The organism is Paenibacillus sp. FSL H7-0714 (genome assembly GCF_038003765.1).
GTDB lineage: Bacteria > Bacillota > Bacilli > Paenibacillales > Paenibacillaceae > Paenibacillus_AQ.
This window is the reverse complement of record NZ_JBBOPT010000001.1, coordinates 3,936,004-3,956,610: the sequence shown is the minus strand read 5'-3', so window position 1 is coordinate 3,956,610 and position 20,607 is coordinate 3,936,004. Positions and strand designations below refer to the sequence as shown.

The window sequence follows — 20,607 nt, the reverse complement described above, 5'->3', positions numbered from 1 at the left end:
AACAGCTTGGCAAGAATTATGATGTATACTATAAAAAAAGAAAAATTTGGAGGCTCCCCATGCGCTTGCATCGTTTGATTGCAATTTTATTATTAGTGGAATCAAGAGGGAAGATGAAGGCCAATGACTTAGCTGAAGCCTTGGAAACCTCCGTACGTTCTATCTATAGAGACATTGATGTATTAGCTGAAGCAGGAATACCACTGTTATCCACGCCGGGACCGAATGGTGGCATCTCCTTAATGGAGGGGTATACTGTTAACCTAAATCAGCTTCATGGGGAAGATGTAATCAATCTATTTTTAACAGGAATGGGGATTCATACTGGCGGACATACAGATTCCGGATTAAAGCTAAAGACAACCCTCTTGAAATTAGAAAAATCATTACCCGCTTCCTATCAAAATGATATCCAGAAGGCACAAAGACGTTTTTATTTTGATGATACACCTTGGTGGACAGAACGCTTAGAGATTCCATGTCTGGAATCGATTCGAACTGCTGTTTGGAGATCTCAGAAACTACAGATTGAGTACCACAAGATTAACGGAATCATCTCGAGCAGGAAATTACAGCCCTATGGTCTAGTTGTGAAAAAAGAAGAGTGGTATCTTATAGCCTACTGTGAAGAAATCGAACAAATCCGCACGTTTAAATGTGAGCGAATCGCCTCTATACAGCTTATAGATGAAGAGTATGCTATCCCTCAGGACTTTTCATTAGAAAGGCACTGGAAGCAGCAGGAGAGGGGATTCAAGCAAGCTTGTAAAGAGGAAGAGATCTACCCAGTATTGATTAGAACGGATAAGAGGAGAGAGGCCTCGCTACACGGGGTGGAGATTATGAATAGAGTAGAGGAAGGAGATCAAATAACCCTTACTGTAAATATGTATAGCTATGATAGTGCATGTACGAATATTTGGGGAATACTTGGACAAGGCGAGATTGTGGAACCTTTGGAACTGAGACAATATGTGAAAGTACAGGCGAATTTGCTACAGCAGGTTTACAATTAGCATGATTTTTTTGTGAAAAAGGGACCGTTTCGATTGCATGTTCTGCAATGAAACGGTCCCGCTCATTTGTGAATAGGCTTTATTCATTCAATAAGTTTACATAATAATTAATATGTTAACTAATTTGGGATTGCCCCATAATAACCTTTAGATTTAAAAAATTTAGCCTTTTATGTGCTAGCGTCTACGCCAAGAGATAACTTCTCTCTAGCAGTAAGCCTCTTGTGCGCTACGAATAGAAAAGGAAGACCTATAGCCGTGGTTAAAGCGAGTGGCAGGAAGATCGTAAGGCCATTCTGAGCTCCATAATGATCCAGCAATACACCGCCGAAGATAGGCGCGATTACACTCCCCAAATTGTTAAAGCCAATCGTTCCAAAGTACGTACCCTTCATTTCTGGCTTCGCGATCCGATCAATTAACATATCCATCATCGTAAAGAGCAGTACTTCCCCTATCGTAAATAGTACGACACTAAACATTAGAAGGGCTACACCTTCAGCTAAACCTACTAAGAGAAGACTAATAGCAACGCAGATATTTCCGAGAATCAATGGAACAATCGGTGAGAATTTGCTTGCAGTACGTACGATAGGATATTGTACCACGAGCACTGTAATGGCATTGAGTGACAACATATAGGAGAATAATTGTCCACCATTTGTGAAATGGGTGTTCATTGCTAAATATTGCGCCATAGTTGAACCAAAATGTCCGTATCCAAGTACACAAAAGATTGTACCAAGTAGAACTGGCAAGAATACACGGTCTCTACCGGTTGTTGCCAAGGCTTCAAGTAAACGTGGTGGTTCAGCTTGCGTATGACTCTGCATGGTTGAACGATGCAATTTAAATTGGATGAATAGTACAAGTCCATATGCAACATATACAATACCAGCGATCATAAAAGGAAACGTAGATTCGGCAGAACCGAGCTGTACTCCAATAATCGGACCAAAGACAACACCAAGATTAATCGCAGCGTATCTAAGATTGAATACAAGCAGCTTACTTTCAGCAGGGGTAATGTCGGATAAAAGTGCCCGTGATGTGGGCTCAAACACGGATCTGCATAAACCGTTCAGGGTGTTGACCAGGAAGAATACCCACAGATGTTGTGCAACAGAGAATCCGAAGAATACTGCTGCCCAGCCAAATACGGAGATTAACATGACAATTTTGCGGCCTACAATATCCGAGATATATCCTCCGTAGAAGCTGGCCATTACGCCCGCCAGAGAGCTGACGGCTACCGTAATCCCCGTTTGTGTGGGGGTGGCTCCAAGGACTTGGGTTAAATAGATGGATAAGAACGGAATGCTCATTGAAGTTACCAAACGTCCGAACATCGTACCGACGATGATGGTCCAAGCTAGTGGGTGAATATGCCTAAGATGCTGGTTCATAATTGAAAAGGTCTCCTAATCTGATAGCTATAATTTAGTACTGCATATTCATTAACGATATATGTATAATTATAATGATAAAAGGGGGAAGTAAAAGTGTAAGAATTACTTACAGTGTTTCACCTTTAAAGGAGTGAACGATCGTGGACCATATTAGTAATCATTTTTTATGTTTAGCAATAGCCATCCCATCCTCAATAGATATAGGGGAAGCTAATCCTGTGACGATAGATAGACTAGCTTCGATTCTGTGCTGCACTCCGCGTAATGTAAAGTTTATTCTGCGAAAACTTGAAGAGCAGGGTTTTATACACTGGCAGCCTGGAAGAGGGCGTGGAAATATCTCGCAGCTAACTTTTCTTCGAACGATTGAAGAGGTGCTGGAGGACAACTTTCAAGAACTGATTAATAAAGGGAAGCTTAAGGAAGCTATAGAGTTATTAAGTCGTGGTCAGGTTAGCGACACATTAAAGGAACGGTTATTAATGGTGTTAAATAAGCAGATGGGCTTTCGTAGTGAAACGGAGTCGACATCAGGATTGGATGTCTTGCGAATTACACGAAACCGGCACATGGAAGTGCTGGATCCAGCTTATGTATATACCGCGTTTGAATCCTATTTACTCGGACAAATTTATAGCACATTAGTTACCTATGATGCGGCAAGTGATACCTTTCTTCCCGGATTGGCGCATATGTGGGAAGCCAATGAAGATTATACTAGTTATATTTTTTATCTACGGAAAGGTGTGCGATTCCATCACGGCAGGACTATGACCTCTAGAGACGTAAAAGAGACATTTCAACGACTTATAGATTTGAACAGTCCGGCGTTGAGCTTGTACAAAGATATTGAACGAGTAGAGCTTGAAGGAGATCACAGGATCAGGTTTGAGCTGTCTCGTCCGAATCTCTTTTTTCTCCATATGTTCAGTTGTATTCATATGTCGATTCTTCCTCATGACGTAGATCTTGTAAATGAAGTGAGTGGAACAGGGCCCTATCGTTTACTAGATCTTAATGAAGATGTGCTAGTCCTCGCGGCATTTGACCATTATTACGGTATACGCCCACTACTAGATCGTGTGGAAATCTGGTATTTGCCAGAACAAGCTTCAAATGAACGATTGTATGAACTTCCTGAATCTGCTCAGGAAGGTTTATTACCTAATATCATCTGTAACCACAGTATTGACTACCCTGCCTTGGGATGCCGATATCTCTTGTTCAATTTCCATAAAGACGGAATTCATCAACACCAACTATTCCGGCAGGCTATACGAATCCTTTACAGTCGAGAAGCCTTAATTAAGGAGTTAGGAGGGAACCGTAGTACCCCTGCTGATAGCTTTTTACCTTGGGAGAGCATTAAGAGAAGTATTATTGAGCCTACCTTGGACTACGCGAGAGAGCTTCTAGTAGCAAGTGGCTACCAGGGGGAAACCTTAAGTTTAGCTACAAAGGATAAAAAAGAAGAGCGCGAAGAAGCCCTGTGGCTTCAAGCACGAGCAGCTTCAGTAGGACTGCATATTAAGCTGTATTTATTCAACGAGTTTAACTCAGCAAATATAAAGAATACCTCCGAAATCCTCCTTGCTGAAGAGGTACTTGAAGATGATTGGCAGTGGGGAATGGTTAACTACTTTAATAATAAACTTAATTATCTTTTTTCTCTGCTGAGAGATGAACAGATCTTGTTATTCTCAGATGTACTTACCGATTTCACGCAATCCCCAAAGGAAGAAAGAATTAAGTTGCTGGATCAGGCAGAAGGTGTGCTTAGGGACAACTATTGGGTGTTATATGGTTGTCATATGAATAAAAAAGCGCAGCTAAATCAAAGCTTGTTTGGACTTCACACCAGTTCCTTCGGATTTCTGGATATCTCAAAACTGTGGATCAAAACTACTAGTCTTTAAGGAGAGTTACCTAAATATGCTTGTACAGGAATGTTTTCTTTTGCTATACTTTCCAGGGAGGCTGTATCGATAAATCATCGAATGGTGCTCTAATAGGTTTTAATAAATGAATAGTAATTAACTTGTAGCCATGGAGGTGAACTCGTTGGATTTTGCTCAGATCCGTAAGGACCGAGACAAAAGAACGGTCGATACTTGACTCTTTTTTTGCCTTTCGGACCTGTTTAGCAGATAGCTAAAAGGTCTTTTTGTTTGTTTAAATTAAGGGAAAAGAAGGGGAGATTATTATGAGTTTTCTTATCGTGGGTGCAGGAGCTATAGGTGGATATTTCGGGGGCCGTCTAGTTCAAAAAGGAGAAGATGTTACTTTTCTCGTCCGAAATGCCAAACAGATTCAGTTAGAAGCGGACGGTTTGATTGTAAAAAGTGTTCATGGGGATTTTCAGACTTCTGTACGAACGATTTCTAATAGGGAAGCAGTAGAGCCCTTCGACTGCATTATTATAGCGGTCAAGGCATACCATTTGCCTCAGGTGATGAATGACATTGAACCCTACGTCGGTGAACATACACTGATCCTCCCGCTTCTCAATGGTTATGATCAATTTAGCATTTTGCAGAAGCGTTTTGGCCCAGAACATGTGCTGGGTGGTCTTTGTTATATAGAAACAACTCTAGATTCAACAGGTACTATCGTTCAAAGCAGTTCATTTCATAGTATTGTGTTTGGTGAATGGGCCGGCGGTGAGTCAGAACGAACACAGTTGCTGCTGAGTCATTTGGATCATGCTGGTTTTACTGTAACATTAAGTTCTGACATTCAGCGCGAAGTGTGGCAGAAATATATATTTGTAGCTAGTCTAAGTGGGATTACCACTTTAATGGATAGCTCTGTTGGGCCTATTTTTGCTTCCCCAAAAGCACGTGCAATCTATGAGCAGCTTCTTCAAGAGATTGTTAGCTTGGCTCAAAATGCTGGAATGCCTGTGGGACCGGAAAATATAGCTTCGACGATGCAAAAGATGCTTTCTGTGTTACCTGAATTTACTTCATCCATGCATCGGGATATGCATAAGCTACTACCTGTAGAAGCGGACCATCTGCATGGGGCACTTCTGGCTATGGCTGTTCCGGGTCAAGGCGCGTATCCGGTTCTTGAAACCGTGTATGCCCGTTTGAAAGTATACGAAAGCGTTAATGATATGAAATGATCTACTTTAAATCACAATAAGGAGCTGGACAATTATGAAGGAAACGAATCAAAAGATCATGACTTTTCTAATGTTCGAAGGTAAGGCAGAAGAAGCTATGAATTTCTATACGTCCTTGTTTGATGATTCCGAAGTTATTAGCATTAAGCGATATGGAGCGAATGAAGCAGGACCTGAAGGGAGTGTAATGCAAGCTTCCTTTTCTATGCATGGACAAGTATTTATGTGTATAGATAGTTATGTTCAGCACGGGTTTACCTTTACTCCAGCGATATCCTTATATGTAAATTGCGAGAGTGAAGCTGAAATTGATCGGGTCTACGAATCATTAGCACAAGGTGGACAGGTCCTAATGCCTCTTGGAAGCTATCCGTTTAGTCCGAAATTTGGCTGGGTAGCGGATAGATTTGGCGTGACTTGGCAATTAAATTTTTTGGGGAATGCGTAGCAAGAAAACTTTGAAGAAGGCCCATATCAGGAATGCCCGGTATTTGAAAGTGATCAATTGATGTATAGATTGGTTCAAGAGGAAGACGCTGAGGACCTACTGGAATGTTATTCAGACGCTGCTTCTATCCCGCTCTTCAATAGCGATAACTGTAATAACGATTTTAACTTTCAAACGATAGAAGAGATGAGTGGCTGTATACGATTCTGGCTGGATGAATATGCAGGGCATGGTTACGTTCGATTTAGTATTGTAGAGAAAGATAGTGATAAAGCTGTTGGTACTGTTGAATTTTTTGCGAGAAGTGAGAGCGTTGAAGGGGTAGGACTGATTGGTGTTCTAAGGCTTGATCTGATCTCGAGATTGGAGAATGAAGGAGTTCTTACAGAGATCCTCTCTATGATTGAGAAGGAGTTCTATGATTGTTTTAGGGTTGATGCGATGATTACAAAGGCCATTCCTACCGCTGAGCAAAGAATCAGCGCACTATTAAATAGTGGTTATTCAAAAATTGTGGGCAACGCACTGGTGTCTTTCAACGACTATTATCTGATCTCGAGGGCTGCAGTTCAGGAGGTATAATCGCAAGCTGCATAAATGAAAGAGGAGGTGAACCTAATAGGGTTTACCTCCTCTATTTTTACGAGAAACGGTTATCGTCTTTAAAAGACGACACTATCGTTTCTTCTTAGAAGAACGGATTTAATTACATTGCTGAACAACAGTTGTGCCTTCATTAGTAATCGTGACAGTTGAATAACCAGATAGATACTCTGTATAACCGCATACAGTTTCTTGGGTGGATTGTCCTTTTGCGTTAGTATACTTAAGGTATATAGAACCTTCACCACTTAAGCTCAGTGTAGGTTTGAACCTTTTCGTTTCACCTTTCTTGATGGGACTTGTAAATAATTCCTTGGAATCCGTATGGATTAAACCTATTTCAATAGAGCTAATATCATCATCCGACTGATTATCTACAGTGAGCAAGAAACTCTTAAATGGACTCAGAATATTGGATATCGTACTGATCCCGAAAGCTATCACAATACCCATTGAAAATATAGCAATACCTATAAAAAATCGTCTCTTCATCATGCAGTCCCCCTATGTAAGTAAGACAGGGTTCATTCGATAAATGTTACGGTATATAAGAATTAATTATAACTATTCATTAACAAGTGAAATTGGAAGAGATGTGCTACCCTTAATGTATGCCAAAATTTATATGAAAAGGGGTTTTGTTTTGACAAAATCTACGATTCTTTCATCAGAAGGAATAACGATTCGTCATTTTGAACAAGGGGACATGCCATTACTGGGTGAGTTATATAACTCGGTTACTTCACGGGGAAATGCTGTTTTTTGGTGGGTTGGTGATGAAGAAAACTGGGAGAATGTCTACTGCGCCTTTGAAAATGGAAAAATGGTTGCCAAAGGTCAAGTAGAGATCATAAATATTGTGCCGCCTGGGCGTTCAAAGGAAAGCAGACATTCGATCTATTTGAATTTAAAAACATTACCTGAACGAGAAGAAGATCATGATATATTAGAGAGCTTGTATCAAACGGTCCTCTTGAGAGCACTTGAATTGAAGGAAACTTTATCAGCAGAGCACAAAACGACGCTCTGTGTGGGGAATAACGCATCGGAGATCGCAAATACGCAATTTTTTGAAAAAGAAAAGGGCTTCTGTCAATACAACAGCTTATTTAAAATGAATCATACTCTTGATCATTCCTACACCGTACCTGAACTGAAAAAGGAATTTGAATTTGCAACTTGGATGATGGAGACACCACAAGAAGAAGATTTTTATTTAGAATTGGAAGCAGAGGTTTGGCCAGAAACCCCACTCGGGAAAGAACGGCTATCTCAGTTTAAGCAAAATCCGCTTTGGAACTCTATGGTTGTTCGAGAAGGGGAGAGGGTTGTAGGCAGCTTGATGGTATGGCAGGAAGAGAAAAGTGGGTATATTGAAAATGTTTTTGTACTAGAGCCTTGGAGAAGATTTGGAATTGCTAGGTACATGCTTTCTCAAGCGTTAAACTATTTTAGAACACATGGACTTGAAGAAGCTTATTTAATGGTGTTAACTGATAATGATTCTGCATTGCATCTTTATGAATCTGTCGGATTCCGTTTATCGAGTGAGGAAAGACGGTATCGTATAGAACTCCTATAGTTTTTGAAGTGGAGGATTACTAAGCAAAGTGTGATTCAGTTTCATCGAGGTTCGATGACAGGATTGCACTTTTTTAGTAATCCGTTCGCCTTGTAATAAATGATGACTGGAAATCCTCTGAACAATTTTGTTCAGTTACTGTTAGTTACTTGTTTACCCTCGCATTTCTTACACACGTTAACCTTTTCGCCAGAAAGTCCTTTTCCGATGTACAAAAGCTTAATACGAGTGCTGCCGCAGATCAGACATGTTCCTCTACCTCGGGATGGCATACGCCAGAGTGCTTTGCCGCGCTTGTTTTTGGACATAAATAGCCCACCTTTGCGATTGATACCCTATCTTATGAACGAGGGAACCTTAAAGTTCGGAGAATGAAGCTTCTAAATTCCTTTGTGATTGCAGACAAAATTAAGGATAAAAAGGGCAAAAAACGCCCTAAAAAAACAGCGCATAACTTAAATTATACGCTGTTTTAGTTTTAAGACGTTTTTTTGAGGAGAGATCGCCACTTGGACGAGCAAAAAGGAGGAATTATAAGGATTTTTTTATAAATAACGGATGTCAATATCTCTAAATTTACCTACTGACATTTTCGGCATTCTGAATTGCAATGATCCTTGTTTATAAGTGCCTCTGCTCTGATCCGGATTGACTGGAACGGGGAGTGGGATGATCTCGCTATGATCTTTTCCGAGACCGCTTAATTTGATTTGTGTTCGGTTGATTTGTGCCCAAATACTTTCGGGGTGAATTCCACTTGGAATACGAATTTTCGTGATCAAATAATTATGTGTGTCTAGATGCTCAAATTGCAGACTTGAGGTTTCGTCCGTCAATGAGGAAGAGGTGGCCGCGGTAGCTTCTCTGATTATTTTTTCAACATAGCCATCGATCTGGCTTGGATCCAGCTTCCATTGCTCTTCAAGCGACTTTAAGGATAACTTTTTCTTAAAAAAGGGATCTTCGTTCATCCAATCTAAAGGGTTCGATTTATTGGGGCTCATGAATGCTGAACCTCCTTCATTTTTTTATTCATTGTATGGGCGTATGACTTATTCAGTGACATCTGGGCGGATATCTACATAGAATAGGTTATCATTCCGAAGGGAGGAGTGGTTTGGTGGTTTCAATCATCGGCAATATTAAAATCAACAGCGTAGGCCCCAGTTCCACAGTCTTAGTAGGAAATACGGCATCTGTTATCTTGAGCAGTAACTCCAAAATCTATGCCGGTGCCAACTCCTTCTCCATAGGTGACTCCATAGGTACAAACATTACGAATAATGCAGCCAGCAGTACGAACACGATGGATTCAGATGTGGTGGATCAAGTATCGCCTCCTTAAGGGTGGGTTTACATGAATATTACGGTGTATCAGTGCATATCGGTCAATCATCTGAAAATTGGTACGATCTCAAATTCATCGGTACTGCAGATCGGTACTTCCGGCCGAATTAATGCCTTGTCTCATAGTTATCAGTCTAGTGACGTTCCGGAATCTCCTCCTGCGCCATCGCCAGCGGTAAGTGATTCACCTCTTGTACCCTTGCCTCCACCAACTGAACTATATACACGCTAGAATTAGGCTCTTATCCTTCGCATACAATAAACCATAGGAGGGGGTTGTATGCACCCGTATTATGTTCAGCAAGTCTTTAATGCACTAAGATTGCAAGCAGAAAAGATTCAACTGCTAGAGAAACAACTCCAAGATTTAAAAGGGGACGTAGACAGCATAAAGAACAATAAAACTGCAAGTATAGGTCCTATAAATTATCATTTTGAACAATTGAAAATCGAGAAGTTGGAAGGCACTTTAAATATAGGCATTACACCAAATGAGGGAAATAATCTGGATGAAGCGATGATCAATGGTAAGCCTATTGGGGAGCAAGAGGGAGGGACACCAACTGCATCTGCATTATCGGATAAAATTCGTCCAGAGATTCTGAAGTATGTGCAAGAGGAAGTTCCTTCTCAATTTTCACGCTTAGAAAAAGAGCAGAACTTAAGTATTGATGAGCAGTATATCCAAATGGTAACCCAGGATCTGCTGAATCAGATGGATGGCCGGATTAACGAGTATGTAAGCCAGCTTTCTGCCGCAGAAGAAGGGCGTGGATACACAGAAGAGGAAAGTGCTTCTATTGTTGAACAAATCAAACGAGATATTGTTACGGCGGTAGAACGGCATTTGGAAATAAACATAACTGGAAGGCGGAAGCCGCATGAAAGTAACCGTGATTAACAGAGACATAAATGTAAACGCAGTAAAAGTGGTTTCGATATCAGGTTCTTCGGTATTTTTAGTAGGGGATACGCAGACGATTAACTGTTCTTCGGCGTCTGACAGCGTGATAGAGTATGCTCCGAGTGCTCCAGATCAAGTCCAAAAAGGCAGTTAATAAATGCACACCTCACGTATACTAGATGTGTATATCAATAATCTGTCTGACAGTTCGATTTTCATATGTGGATCTGTAGAGCGGATTCAGTCTAAATTTGTGGGTTGTAAAGAAAATTACCTATATAACATAAAAGAGATTAATAGCAATAATAGAGAGGCTTCACCCTTAGAGATCCCACTCATGGCATGGCCGAAGCAAGTGAATGAAGATGAAGTTGAGATTTTGAATGATTCCAAGGTATCAACGATTAATATGCAATATATTAGGATTTTATCGATTGGGTCTGGGACGACCTTCCAGATTGGAAATGGTGGCTCAGTTCATCTGGAGAGTCGAACCAGTGAGTTCAAGCGAGAAATAGTTTCAGAAGATGAGGGGTAATTTAGCATATTTGTTGATACTTATTTTATAAAAATAAAATAGTTAACATAATCATTATTATGTTAACTAATATAAGGTACTGTCCTATAAGAAAGTATTTTTCACAAATAAGGGAGTTTCGAGCTACGAAAAGGAGGGCCATCAAAGGTATTCTGCTATAGAAATAGCATTAAACTTATAATTAGAGAAAGCCTGCACATTTGCAGGCTTTCTCTAATTTGGTGAACGGACATATTTATTTAGAAACCTTCGCGAAGCCATGTCGTCGCCAGCTTGATGGCGGCTTTTTTGGCATTGGTTTCAGCTAAAGGATTTAGCATCACGAAATCATGTATGATTCCTTGAAAACGAACTGCCGTGACTGTGACTCCAGCTTCACGTAATTTGGCGGCATAAGCCTCACCTTCATCACGTAGAACATCTGCTTCACCCGTTATGACTAGTGCTTCGGGTAGATCGCGTAACTGATCTACACTAGCTCGAAGCGGGGAGGCTGTGATCTGCTTCCGCTCCTCAGGGTCAGTTGTATATTGATCCCAGAACCATTTCATTCCATCACGCTGCAAGAAATATCCTTCGGCGAACTCATGATAAGATTCGGTATCAAAGGAGGCATCCGTTACCGGATAGAACAAAAGTTGTTTCCCTATCTTCGGGCCACTGCGTTCTTTAGCCATAAGCGTAATGGCGGCTGCCATATTTCCACCGACACTATCACCGCCTATGGATAGCTTGCTAGCATCAAGTGCATGTTCACTACCCTGTGCAGCGATCCATTTCAGAACAGCATAGATTTCTTCAATTGCTGTAGGATATTTAGCTTCTGGAGAGAGGCTGTAATTTGGAAAAACAATGGCAGCCTCCGCTCCGACAGCTAATTCACGGATCAAGCGGTCATGGGTATGTGCATTACCAAACACCCAGCCAGCACCATGAATGTAAAGGATCACTGGCAACGACGCGGAAGAGGAGCTAGGAGGCCGAACAATTCTTATGGAAACATTACCATTAGGTCCTCCTGGCACCATAAGATCTTCAATTTCGACTTCAGGTTTATATATCTCACTGGATTGTACAGTATCTACCGTTTCACGGCCTTTTTCTGGTCCAAGATCAGGAAGGAACGGAGGTTTGGAATTATCATCGGCAAATTTCTGCGCTGCTGGCTCAAGAATGATCTTTGGTTGATTTGACATGATGTATCGTCTCCTTTGTCTGGTCATAGTATAGTTTACCCTCTTCATACCATAACCATCTAAACGAATGCTGAAACGACATGAGTCTTACAATGCTTTTTGTTGATCCTCACGAATTTCACTTTTTAAATCCCTTATTCCGGCAACCGCTTGTTTATGTTTGATACGGAAGATCAAAATAAACATCAAAGTAATAAGTAACGGATACCCTATCGCCCAGCCCGTAAAAGGAAACACAGCAGCGGTAGCTAGAAAAGAGATCCAGCTAATCGTTACGCCTAATCTACTTCCCTTAAGTAGGCGTATCCCCGCAGCACAACCTCCGATATAAGTCAGGATAAATGTCGCATTTGGAAACTGGATCAAAGTAGTGATAGATATCAATCCGCTGCTGTACAGTGACATGACCGTTACAAAACAGAGGAGCAGGAAAGCTATCCCACCGATAGGGGTATGATATGGTTTGGATAGTCTCCCCATCCATTGCGGTGCATAGCCCTGACGTGATAACGCATAAGCCACACGAGAGGCAGCACCGGCATAAGCGATAATGGTGGCTGTACAGATGAAGAGACCTGTAAGTCCTGCGATAAATCCTCCCCAGCGTCCAAGAGGCTGGCTGATGATCCAGACAAGTGAAGTGCTCGACCCACCTTTAAGGTAGCTTTGTGTGCCAACCGTTGCTAAAGCGGATAAGAAATATAGAACACCTACAATAATAGCAGCGATGGTCACACCTTTGACTGCAGCACGTTGTGGATCTTTGAACTCCTCAGAGAGATGTGAGACAGCTTCCCAACCAATAAAACACCAAAATAGGATTGCTGCAGCCTGTCCAATGCTCATCCATCCGTGTGGGGCAAAGGGAGTGAAGTGTTCAACCTCCATCCGAGGAAGCGCGGTAGCAAAGGAGAAGACGAGAACAGCTACAATCGCAATCACTACAGCAATTTGTACCTTTCCCGCCACTTGCATACCAATCCAGTTTGTAATTAGCCCAATGGCCAACATCACCGCAGCGATAGTAATTCTCGCAGGTTCATCCCAGCCCATTGCGGCTGTCATATAACCAGCTCCGGTCAGCGCAGCGACAGGCGCACCAATCGGAACAGACATTAGGAAGAACCAGCCCACTAAAGATCCGGCTTTAGGTCCGAAAGCAAGGGTAACGAAGTGGGACACGCCTCCTGCGTTAGGAAATTTGGCAGAGAGCAGGCCCATCGATAAGGCCATTGGCAAAATCAACAGCGTCATAAATCCCCATGCCAGCAATGAAGCGGGACCAGCCATTTCTGCAGCCAGTCCGGGAACGATTAAGACTCCCGAGCCCAATACAGCGCCGATATAAAGAGCTATGGCTTGCGGCATACCGATGTTTCTTCGTAAAGTGGTAGAACTTGAATCTTTCATGATTTTTAATCCTGCTTTCATTGTCTTTTGTTATAGAGTAGCAGATAATAGATCCATTGGAAAAACAGATATTTTGAATAGTATCCATTCGAAATTCCGATGGGTAACTATTATTCAGGGGGCACGTATGGAATCACGTCATCTTTTTACCTTTATAGTCGTAGTGGAGACGGGTAGCTTCACACGCGCTGCACAGAAGCTTGATTATGCACAATCCAGTATTACCGCACAGATCCAAGCATTAGAGACTGAAATAGGTCAGCCTTTATTTGATCGGATCAGTAAAAAGATCATCCTAACCGATGCAGGCCGCCGTCTGCTCCCATTCGCTCAAGAGATCTCCAGAATGCACTCTCTAGCGCAAGATGCTCTTCGCTCCGAGAGTGAGCTAACAGGGTCTTTACGCATTGGTGCACCTGAATCTCTGGCTGCTTTTCGCTTACCAGGCATTATCAAGGAGTTTCGCGTGAAATATCCAAAGGTCCAAATTCTTCTGAAGCCTGGGGCCTGCTGGGAGCTAACGGATTTAGTTCGATCCGGTGAATTGGATTTGGCCTTCCTACTGCAACCAGAGACGGAAGATAAAGATCTGAATATAGAAACACTGGTGCATGAACAAATGACCCTGATCGCTCCGCCGGATCATCCCTTATTGAGTCTTCCAGTGGTAGAACCGGTTCATCTTAAGGGAGAAACGATATTGCATACGGAAACTGGTTGTAGCTACCGTACTTTATTTGAACATCATTTAAACAGACACGGGGTATTTCCGGACCCTACGTTAGAGTTTTGGAGTATTGAGGCGATCAAGCAATGTGTAATGGCGGGTCTAGGCATCGCTTTTATTCCAATGATTACTGTGAACAATGAATTAGCGGAAGGGAAGTTAGCTAGGCTGAATTGGAATGATGAATCGCAGCGTGTGGCTACTCAAATAGCTTATCATCATAAGAAATGGAAATCTCCTGTTCTAACAGAGTTTTTAAAAGCTGTGCAAAAGCATGCTGAAAAATGGTGCAGCTAAGTTTAATTCTTGTAGCTATTCTATGGTACAATAGATTGTCGAAATCAAGGGAGGCTCGAAGCCATGAATGAGTGGAGTGAAGACTACGAAGAGGGGCTTGAGGCTTTTTTAATCTGGATGAAGGATGCCGGTTACACTCCCTATACGCAGAAATCCTATTTAGTGGATGTAAAACAGTTTTTAGAAAGTCTGAATGGCAAAAAGCTAGAGTCCGTAAAGAAGTTACATGTTATTTCTTTTCTTACGTCAGTGCGTGAACGTGGAGTAAGTGATGCTACCCGTAACCGGAAGCATGCCTCAATTAACTGTTTTTTTAAGGCATTAATTGAGCTGGAATTGCTTCTAACCAATCCTGCAGCTGGGATTAAGAAATCTAAAACTGAGATCAATCGCGAACCGGTCTACTTAGATGAAGGTGATCTGGGGCGATTTTTGTCTTCTATAGATGGGAAATACAAAGGTCGTAATTTAGCAGTCTTTTTACTGATGTCCTATATGGGGCTTCGGGTGGGGGAAGTCCACACACTTAATTTAAGTGATTATAATGTAGAAAGACATTCCCTTCGAGTGTTCGGTAAGGGACGTAAATGGCGTAATGTACCGATTCCAGAGGATGTGGTACCTTTTCTCGATCTGGCGATTGAAGAACGTTTAAATCCTTGGCGCAGTAAAGAGGAAGCTATGTTCATTTCACAAAAAGGACGCAGGCTGTCCATACGTGGCATTCAGCAAATCGCTGCGGACACCTTCGATCGTTTCCAAAGGGATGTGCCTGCTGCACAACGTCGACCCTATTCCAGCCATAAGCTACGACATTCCTTCGCTACCATGCTGCTACGAAAAGGTGCGGATCTGAGGACGGTTCAGGAGCTACTGGGGCACTCTTCCATTCAGACAACAACGGTTTACACGCATATCACGAGCCGTGAGAAGGAAGAAGCCATGTCGAAATTGCAAGTCCAGATTTGATAGAATTCAAAGTGCAATTCTTTTCGTGAAAAAGGGGCTATCCCCGGCCATGTATCATGACAACAGGGAGAGCCCCATGTATTCATTTGCTTATAGTTCTAGCTTAGCTATCTCAGCTTTAAGCTTCTCGGCAGATTTCTGGAATAGAGCTCGTTCTGTCTCATTTAATGGAAGATCTAGTACTTCTCGTACACCGGACCGATCTACGACGCAAGGGGCGCCAAGGTAGACATCCGAAACTCCGTTATAATTATTCAATAAAGTAGATACGTTCAATACAGAGCCTTCATTATGAAGAATGGATACTACAATACGATCTAGTGCTAATGCTATTGCGTAAGAGGTTGAGCCTTTGGCATCAATAATTTCATAAGCGGCATTCTTAGTATCCTGGAATATTTCATCTTGTTCTGCTTCGTCAAAACCGAGATCAATCCCGGCAACATTCGCTAGACTCCAAACAGGAAGTTCCGAGTCTCCATGTTCCCCGATAATCTGACCATGAATACTGCGTGGATCAATTTCTTTGTGGCGTCCAATCAGGTAGCGAAAACGTGCACTATCCAGCACCGTTCCGGAACCGATGACTCTTCTGCGATCAAAACCGCTTATTTTCAAAGTGGCATATGACAAAATATCTACAGGATTAGTAGCAATAAGTAGTATCGCATGTTGATTATATTTGGTGATTTTTTGAACGATATCTTTGAAAATTGAAATGTTTTTGCGGAGAAGATCTATCCGGGTTTCACCCGGTTTTTGTGATGCACCGGCAGTTACAATGATGATATCCGCTTCACGGCAATCTTCATATGTACCAGCCCATAGCTTCACACCACCAACAAAGGGCATGCCGTGATTCATATCCAATGCTTCTCCAAGGGCTTTCTTTTGATTAACGTCAATAAGTACGAGCTCAGGCATACGTCTCCGTAGCAGTAATGTATAGGCTGTTGTTGTACCAACTGCTCCAGTACCAATGACTACGACACGATTGGGTTTCGGGGGGGCCATGATTCCATCTCCTCAGTAATTAAAATTTTTAGCTTTTAATCTTGTCCATCATAATCGCTAACGATATTGTTTTCAAGCAGGTCTTATTTAATGCATTACCCCATTTTGGGCATACTTAATAGAAATTCTCTAATCAATTTGACAACAAGACTAGACAGGAGAGAATGTGAGAATGGATTTATTTCGCAAAAAACCGCTAATCGCACCTTCAAACTCGGGTGCAACCAAGTTAAACAAAACACTTGGTGCGCTGGATCTAACCATGTTAGGTGTAGGAGCGATTATTGGTACTGGTATTTTTGTAATGACAGGAGTAGCGGCAGCAGAACACGCTGGTCCTGGCCTTGTCATTTCATTCCTGTTAGCCGCGTTTGCTTGCGTGCTGTCAGCCCTTTGTTATTCAGAGTTTGCATCGACCATCCCGGTCTCCGGAAGTGCCTATGCTTATAGTTATGTAGCTTTTGGAGAATTACTCGCTTGGATTTTGGGTTGGGACCTTGTGTTAGAGTATGGCGTTGCAGCAGCTGCAGTAAGCAGTGGATGGTCAGGCTATTTGCAGGGACTTTTAGAGGGCTTTGGTATCCATATTCCTACAGCACTATCCGGGGCGTATAATGCGGAAGCAGGTACCATTATTAATTTACCAGCAGTAATAATCATTTTACTAATTTCCTACTTACTAACTCGGGGAACTAAAGAGACTGCTCGTTTTAATGCGATTATGGTCGTTATCAAAATAGCTGTAGTGCTTTTGTTTATCGTAACTGGATTTTTCTATGTTAAACCAGAGAACTGGACTCCATTTCTACCCTTTGGCTATCAAGGTGTTGTAAACGGTGCGGCAACTGTCTTCTTTGCCTACATAGGTTTTGATGCGTTATCGACTGCTGCAGAAGAAGTAAAGCAGCCACAGCGCGATTTGCCTATAGGGATTATTTCATCCCTTGCTATATGTTCTGTATTGTATATCCTAGTTTCACTTGTATTAACAGGTATTATACCGTATACGGATCTCAATGTTAGTGATCCCGTTTCTTATGCGCTTCGTGTTGTAAATCAAGATATGATAGCGGGTTTAATCTCTGTTGGAGCTATTGCGGGAATGACCACCGTACTGCTCGTAATGCTGTTCGGTCAAACCCGACTGTTATTCGCAATCTCACGTGATGGTCTTTTACCACGAGGATTGTCTAAGATCAATGCTAAAACACAGACACCTATTCGTAGTACGTGGATGGTTGGGATCATTATAGCTGTATTAACGGGCTTTATTCCTTTGGATCGATTGGCTAACTTAACAAGCATTGGAACACTGTTTGCCTTCTTTGTCGTTTCTTTGGGGGTAATTGCCCTGCGTGTTATTCATCCCAATATGAAAAGAGGGTTCAGAGTACCCTGGGTACCCTTCATTCCATTGCTAAGTGCGGCAACATGCGGATATTTGATGTATAATCTAGGAAGTGAGACATGGATTGGGTTTCTGATTTGGACGAGTCTTGGACTTCTGATCTATTTTCTATACGGCTACCGTAATAGTAAGTTAAATCATAAATAAGATTCCAATTGAGAGGAGAGAGGGCATTGACATCTAGAACCGCTGGATTGAAAACTCTAAGAATGTTTATGATGCTATTTTTTTTAGCGTGGATAGTCTCAGCATGTTCTTCACCACCACCGGAGCCTTCTCCACAGCCACAGCCTACAGAAGCACCGGAAGAAGGACAGACGATTACTCTGATTACACCACCAAGTAACAATACTAACAAAGAGAGTGGCCCGAAATATCAGGTTCAAACTCGAATTACGGGTTTTCATCTGCTTAGTGAGACAGAGGGCATGGTATGGGGGGTAACAAAAAATGAACTTCGTTTGTACGTTACCCATAATAACGGGGCGACCTGGGCTAATATTTCTCCTGCACCCAATGTGCAGTTCCTGTCCACACCTGTTTATGGAAAAGGCATCTTTTTTACTGACTCTAACCATGGTTGGATTATAAGAAGTGCTTTTGGTACGACAGAGAATATAGTGCTACGAACCACAGATGGAGGGAAAAGCTGGAAAATCTCTTCATTAGGTGATGATAATAATGTATCTTCCGTTTATTTCAATTCACCAACACAGGGATGGCTAATGACCTCTGCGAACGCTACTCCTAATAAGGAAAGCAAGGCGATTTATTCAACGTCAGACGGTGGGGCCACATGGGAAGAAGTGATGCAGAATGAACAGTATAATCCGAACCTTCCCAATCATTCGATCCCGTTCACAGGTGTAAGTACTGGAATGATCTTCAAGAGTCGTGTAGAAGGATTTGTGACTTTGCAGACCGGTGCCCTTCCTAAGATCTTTATAACTAAGGACGGTGGTCAGAGTTGGAATCCAGGACAGCCTTTTCTGGTAAATGAACAACTGGAAAGCTGTGATAGAGTAATTACTGGCAAACCAGAGTTCTTCGATGTTAGTAAGACTAATGGTTGGATGTCTGTGGGCTGCCAAAATGATAAAGATAAGACGATTACTTACCACGGTTACTTTACCGCTAATGGTGGAGATAACTGGAAATTTACACCTTTTGAATTAAAGAGTCCAACCGGAGGGAATCATCAGAGCGCTCCGACGTTTCTGAATTCGCAAGTTGGTTGGGCCATTATTGGTGATACTCTTTACCATACCGTTAACCAAGGGAAAACTTGGCTTTCTCTTAAGGAGAGCAGTGTTCTGCAGTCTAAGCTTGAGGAATATCCTGAGACGATTAAGATGGAGTTTATTTCCACAGAGGTGGGATGGCTTTTACTTGAGAAAAAAGAACAAAAACGCTCGCTCCTCTTGCAAACTACAAATGGTGGGATTAGTTGGCGTGTGATGTAAAGTGAAGTGAAGCTGTTTCAAAAGTAGAGGATAATACTTTTGAAACAGCTTTTTTTGAATAAGAATGAACTTCTAAATCATTATGTTTTTGATTGATTGAATATAAGGAAAAAACTTAATTAAAATTTTCTTTATAGATGTGAAAAAAATCACATGACATTTAAATGATCGTGTGATATATTTAACACATAGAACAAGTTCAAATTTTCACAAACTTAACTTTCGAAGAGGAGAGATTACAATGAAAACTTTTGAAACAGATTATATGACAAGAAACCTGCTGCAACTTTGCTACAACTGTGATGACGCTCACCTGTGTGAAACGGAAGAACAATGCAGAGCATGCTGGGCAGACAATGGTATGTTAAATGTTGAGACTGACGAAACGAAGCAATTGCTAGACCTCGTTCATGCTTAATCTGATCACTCAAAATTATGATTAAAGACCACTCGATTTCTTGATTTCTAAGAAAACGAAGTGGTCTTTTTGCATGAAGTCTCACTAATTTAATGCTTTCTGGACTAGAAGAGGCATATACATGTACAGAAGTGCCTGAAGTTAAGTTAAGGGTTGAATTAATGGGTATGAAGGGGGAAAATGTCATGGGAATGGGCCCGGATCTTTCATGGATGTTTGATTTCTCTGGAACAGTGATGCCAATATTTCTCATTGTAATGGTTGGTATTCTTGCAGTATCAGCAGGCAGGGGTTTGCTTCAATGGAGCCGGAACAATAGCTCACCCATGCTAACCATCCCTGCCCGTATCGTCAGCAAGCGGAGTGAAATAAGACAGCAGCAGGTTCAAGAAGATAATGGTTCAAGTCGTACGAGTACAACCTATTACTTAACGTACGAAATGAATGGGGGCAGTCGAATTGAATTTAAAGTAGATGGCCATGAATATGGAATGAGTGCAGAAGGCGATAAAGGCATGCTTACCTATCAAGGAACCAGATATCACGGATTTGAGCGACAACCACAATACTCCACAGCGGAGTAGTCATTAGCTATACATTCATTCTTAAACCATTCTTCTGTTCCATTCAACGGAGCAGAGAGAATGGTTTTTATTTGCGGACTATTAAGAACCTAACGGAGAGCAAATGGCTTTAAAATTAGGTTGGAACTGTCACCTCTTGGGCTAATG

General features: G+C 41.8%; 24 protein-coding genes. 17 read left to right on the top strand and 7 right to left on the bottom strand.

Features of this window, described 5'->3' with window-relative positions; translation table 11 throughout:
• Positions 1-59 precede the first annotated feature (59 nt).
• Positions 60-1,016, top strand: a complete 957-nt coding sequence (locus tag NST34_RS17575) for a helix-turn-helix transcriptional regulator (RefSeq protein ID WP_341128431.1) — start codon at positions 60-62, stop codon at positions 1,014-1,016.
• 170 nt (positions 1,017-1,186) lie between these two features.
• On the opposite strand, the gene NST34_RS17570 is transcribed toward NST34_RS17575, so the two are convergent.
• On the bottom strand, positions 1,187-2,422 hold the full coding sequence (locus NST34_RS17570; RefSeq protein ID WP_076283578.1) for an MDR family MFS transporter: 1,236 nt from the start codon (positions 2,420-2,422) through the stop codon (positions 1,187-1,189).
• Between the two features lie 143 nt (positions 2,423-2,565).
• Between NST34_RS17570 and NST34_RS17565 the strand changes: the two genes are divergently transcribed.
• The 4 genes from NST34_RS17565 to NST34_RS17550 all read left to right on the top strand — a co-directional run bounded on the left by NST34_RS17565 (position 2,566) and on the right by NST34_RS17550 (position 6,582).
• Positions 2,566-4,341 (top strand): ABC transporter substrate-binding protein, encoded by a 1,776-nt coding sequence (locus NST34_RS17565; RefSeq protein WP_341128430.1) that lies wholly within the window; start codon positions 2,566-2,568, stop codon positions 4,339-4,341.
• 287 nt (positions 4,342-4,628) lie between these two features.
• Complete coding sequence (locus tag NST34_RS17560) at positions 4,629-5,552, top strand: ketopantoate reductase family protein (RefSeq protein WP_341128429.1); 924 nt, start codon at positions 4,629-4,631, stop codon at positions 5,550-5,552.
• A gap of 34 nt (positions 5,553-5,586) precedes the next feature.
• Complete coding sequence (locus NST34_RS17555; RefSeq protein ID WP_076283581.1) at positions 5,587-6,000, top strand: VOC family protein; 414 nt, start codon at positions 5,587-5,589, stop codon at positions 5,998-6,000.
• Positions 6,001-6,060: 60 nt separating this feature from the next.
• Positions 6,061-6,582, top strand: coding sequence for a hypothetical protein (locus tag NST34_RS17550; RefSeq protein ID WP_341060969.1), 522 nt, complete (start codon positions 6,061-6,063; stop codon positions 6,580-6,582).
• 120 nt (positions 6,583-6,702) lie between these two features.
• Here the strand turns inward: NST34_RS17550 and NST34_RS17545 are convergent, their stop codons facing one another.
• Entirely contained in the window at positions 6,703-7,098 is a 396-nt protein-coding gene (locus NST34_RS17545; protein ID WP_143759354.1) for a hypothetical protein, read from the bottom strand.
• Positions 7,099-7,210: 112 nt separating this feature from the next.
• Here NST34_RS17545 and NST34_RS17540 point away from each other — a divergent pair, with 112 nt between their 5' ends.
• Positions 7,211-8,185: a GNAT family N-acetyltransferase gene (locus NST34_RS17540; protein WP_341128428.1), complete on the top strand. Its 975-nt coding sequence runs from the start codon at positions 7,211-7,213 to the stop codon at positions 8,183-8,185.
• A gap of 131 nt (positions 8,186-8,316) precedes the next feature.
• Here NST34_RS17540 and NST34_RS17535 read toward each other — a convergent pair whose 3' ends face one another.
• On the bottom strand, positions 8,317-8,493 hold the full coding sequence (locus NST34_RS17535; RefSeq protein ID WP_167348469.1) for a hypothetical protein: 177 nt from the start codon (positions 8,491-8,493) through the stop codon (positions 8,317-8,319).
• Between the two features lie 237 nt (positions 8,494-8,730).
• On the bottom strand, positions 8,731-9,189 hold the full coding sequence (locus tag NST34_RS17530) for an Hsp20/alpha crystallin family protein (protein WP_076283584.1): 459 nt from the start codon (positions 9,187-9,189) through the stop codon (positions 8,731-8,733).
• Between the two features lie 116 nt (positions 9,190-9,305).
• Between NST34_RS17530 and NST34_RS17525 the strand changes: the two genes are divergently transcribed.
• The 5 genes from NST34_RS17525 to NST34_RS17505 all read left to right on the top strand — a co-directional run bounded on the left by NST34_RS17525 (position 9,306) and on the right by NST34_RS17505 (position 10,974).
• The gene (locus NST34_RS17525) at positions 9,306-9,530 is read left to right on the top strand and encodes a spore germination protein (protein WP_036687577.1); all 225 of its coding nucleotides are present in this window, start codon (positions 9,306-9,308) and stop codon (positions 9,528-9,530) included.
• A gap of 12 nt (positions 9,531-9,542) precedes the next feature.
• Positions 9,543-9,764: a spore germination protein GerPB gene (locus NST34_RS17520; protein ID WP_076283585.1), complete on the top strand. Its 222-nt coding sequence runs from the start codon at positions 9,543-9,545 to the stop codon at positions 9,762-9,764.
• A gap of 48 nt (positions 9,765-9,812) precedes the next feature.
• Positions 9,813-10,433: a spore germination protein GerPC gene (gene gerPC / locus NST34_RS17515; protein ID WP_341060965.1), complete on the top strand. Its 621-nt coding sequence runs from the start codon at positions 9,813-9,815 to the stop codon at positions 10,431-10,433.
• Complete coding sequence (locus NST34_RS17510) at positions 10,414-10,590, top strand: spore gernimation protein GerPD (RefSeq protein ID WP_341060963.1); 177 nt, start codon at positions 10,414-10,416, stop codon at positions 10,588-10,590. Before gerPC ends, NST34_RS17510 begins: the two co-directional genes overlap by 20 nt.
• Before the next feature lie 183 nt (positions 10,591-10,773).
• Complete coding sequence (locus NST34_RS17505; protein WP_341128427.1) at positions 10,774-10,974, top strand: hypothetical protein; 201 nt, start codon at positions 10,774-10,776, stop codon at positions 10,972-10,974.
• Positions 10,975-11,213: 239 nt separating this feature from the next.
• Here the strand turns inward: NST34_RS17505 and NST34_RS17500 are convergent, their stop codons facing one another.
• The gene (locus NST34_RS17500) at positions 11,214-12,170 is read right to left on the bottom strand and encodes an alpha/beta hydrolase (protein WP_339264992.1); all 957 of its coding nucleotides are present in this window, start codon (positions 12,168-12,170) and stop codon (positions 11,214-11,216) included.
• A gap of 87 nt (positions 12,171-12,257) precedes the next feature.
• Positions 12,258-13,580, bottom strand: coding sequence for an APC family permease (locus NST34_RS17495; protein ID WP_341060960.1), 1,323 nt, complete (start codon positions 13,578-13,580; stop codon positions 12,258-12,260).
• A gap of 127 nt (positions 13,581-13,707) precedes the next feature.
• Here NST34_RS17495 and NST34_RS17490 point away from each other — a divergent pair, with 127 nt between their 5' ends.
• Both NST34_RS17490 and NST34_RS17485 read left to right on the top strand, forming a co-directional pair.
• Positions 13,708-14,604: a LysR family transcriptional regulator gene (locus NST34_RS17490; RefSeq protein ID WP_341060959.1), complete on the top strand. Its 897-nt coding sequence runs from the start codon at positions 13,708-13,710 to the stop codon at positions 14,602-14,604.
• A 63-nt stretch (positions 14,605-14,667) separates the two neighbouring features.
• Positions 14,668-15,573, top strand: a complete 906-nt coding sequence (locus tag NST34_RS17485; protein WP_076283590.1) for a tyrosine-type recombinase/integrase — start codon at positions 14,668-14,670, stop codon at positions 15,571-15,573.
• Between the two features lie 90 nt (positions 15,574-15,663).
• Here NST34_RS17485 and NST34_RS17480 read toward each other — a convergent pair whose 3' ends face one another.
• Positions 15,664-16,587: an L-lactate dehydrogenase gene (locus NST34_RS17480; RefSeq protein WP_042188714.1), complete on the bottom strand. Its 924-nt coding sequence runs from the start codon at positions 16,585-16,587 to the stop codon at positions 15,664-15,666.
• A gap of 172 nt (positions 16,588-16,759) precedes the next feature.
• On the opposite strand from NST34_RS17480, the gene NST34_RS17475 reads away from it, so the two are divergent.
• The 4 genes from NST34_RS17475 to NST34_RS17460 all read left to right on the top strand — a co-directional run bounded on the left by NST34_RS17475 (position 16,760) and on the right by NST34_RS17460 (position 20,460).
• Positions 16,760-18,142 carry an amino acid permease gene (locus NST34_RS17475; RefSeq protein ID WP_076283591.1) on the top strand — a complete coding sequence of 461 codons (1,383 nt, stop codon included), beginning with the start codon at positions 16,760-16,762 and terminating at the stop codon, positions 18,140-18,142.
• 26 nt (positions 18,143-18,168) lie between these two features.
• A complete protein-coding gene (locus NST34_RS17470) occupies positions 18,169-19,458 on the top strand; it encodes a VPS10 domain-containing protein (protein ID WP_341128426.1) in 1,290 nt (429 codons plus the stop codon).
• Between the two features lie 241 nt (positions 19,459-19,699).
• Positions 19,700-19,876 carry a hypothetical protein gene (locus NST34_RS17465; RefSeq protein ID WP_179086660.1) on the top strand — a complete coding sequence of 59 codons (177 nt, stop codon included), beginning with the start codon at positions 19,700-19,702 and terminating at the stop codon, positions 19,874-19,876.
• Positions 19,877-20,067: 191 nt separating this feature from the next.
• A complete protein-coding gene (locus tag NST34_RS17460) occupies positions 20,068-20,460 on the top strand; it encodes a DUF2500 domain-containing protein (protein ID WP_076298855.1) in 393 nt (130 codons plus the stop codon).
• The last annotated feature ends 147 nt before the right edge of the window (positions 20,461-20,607 follow it).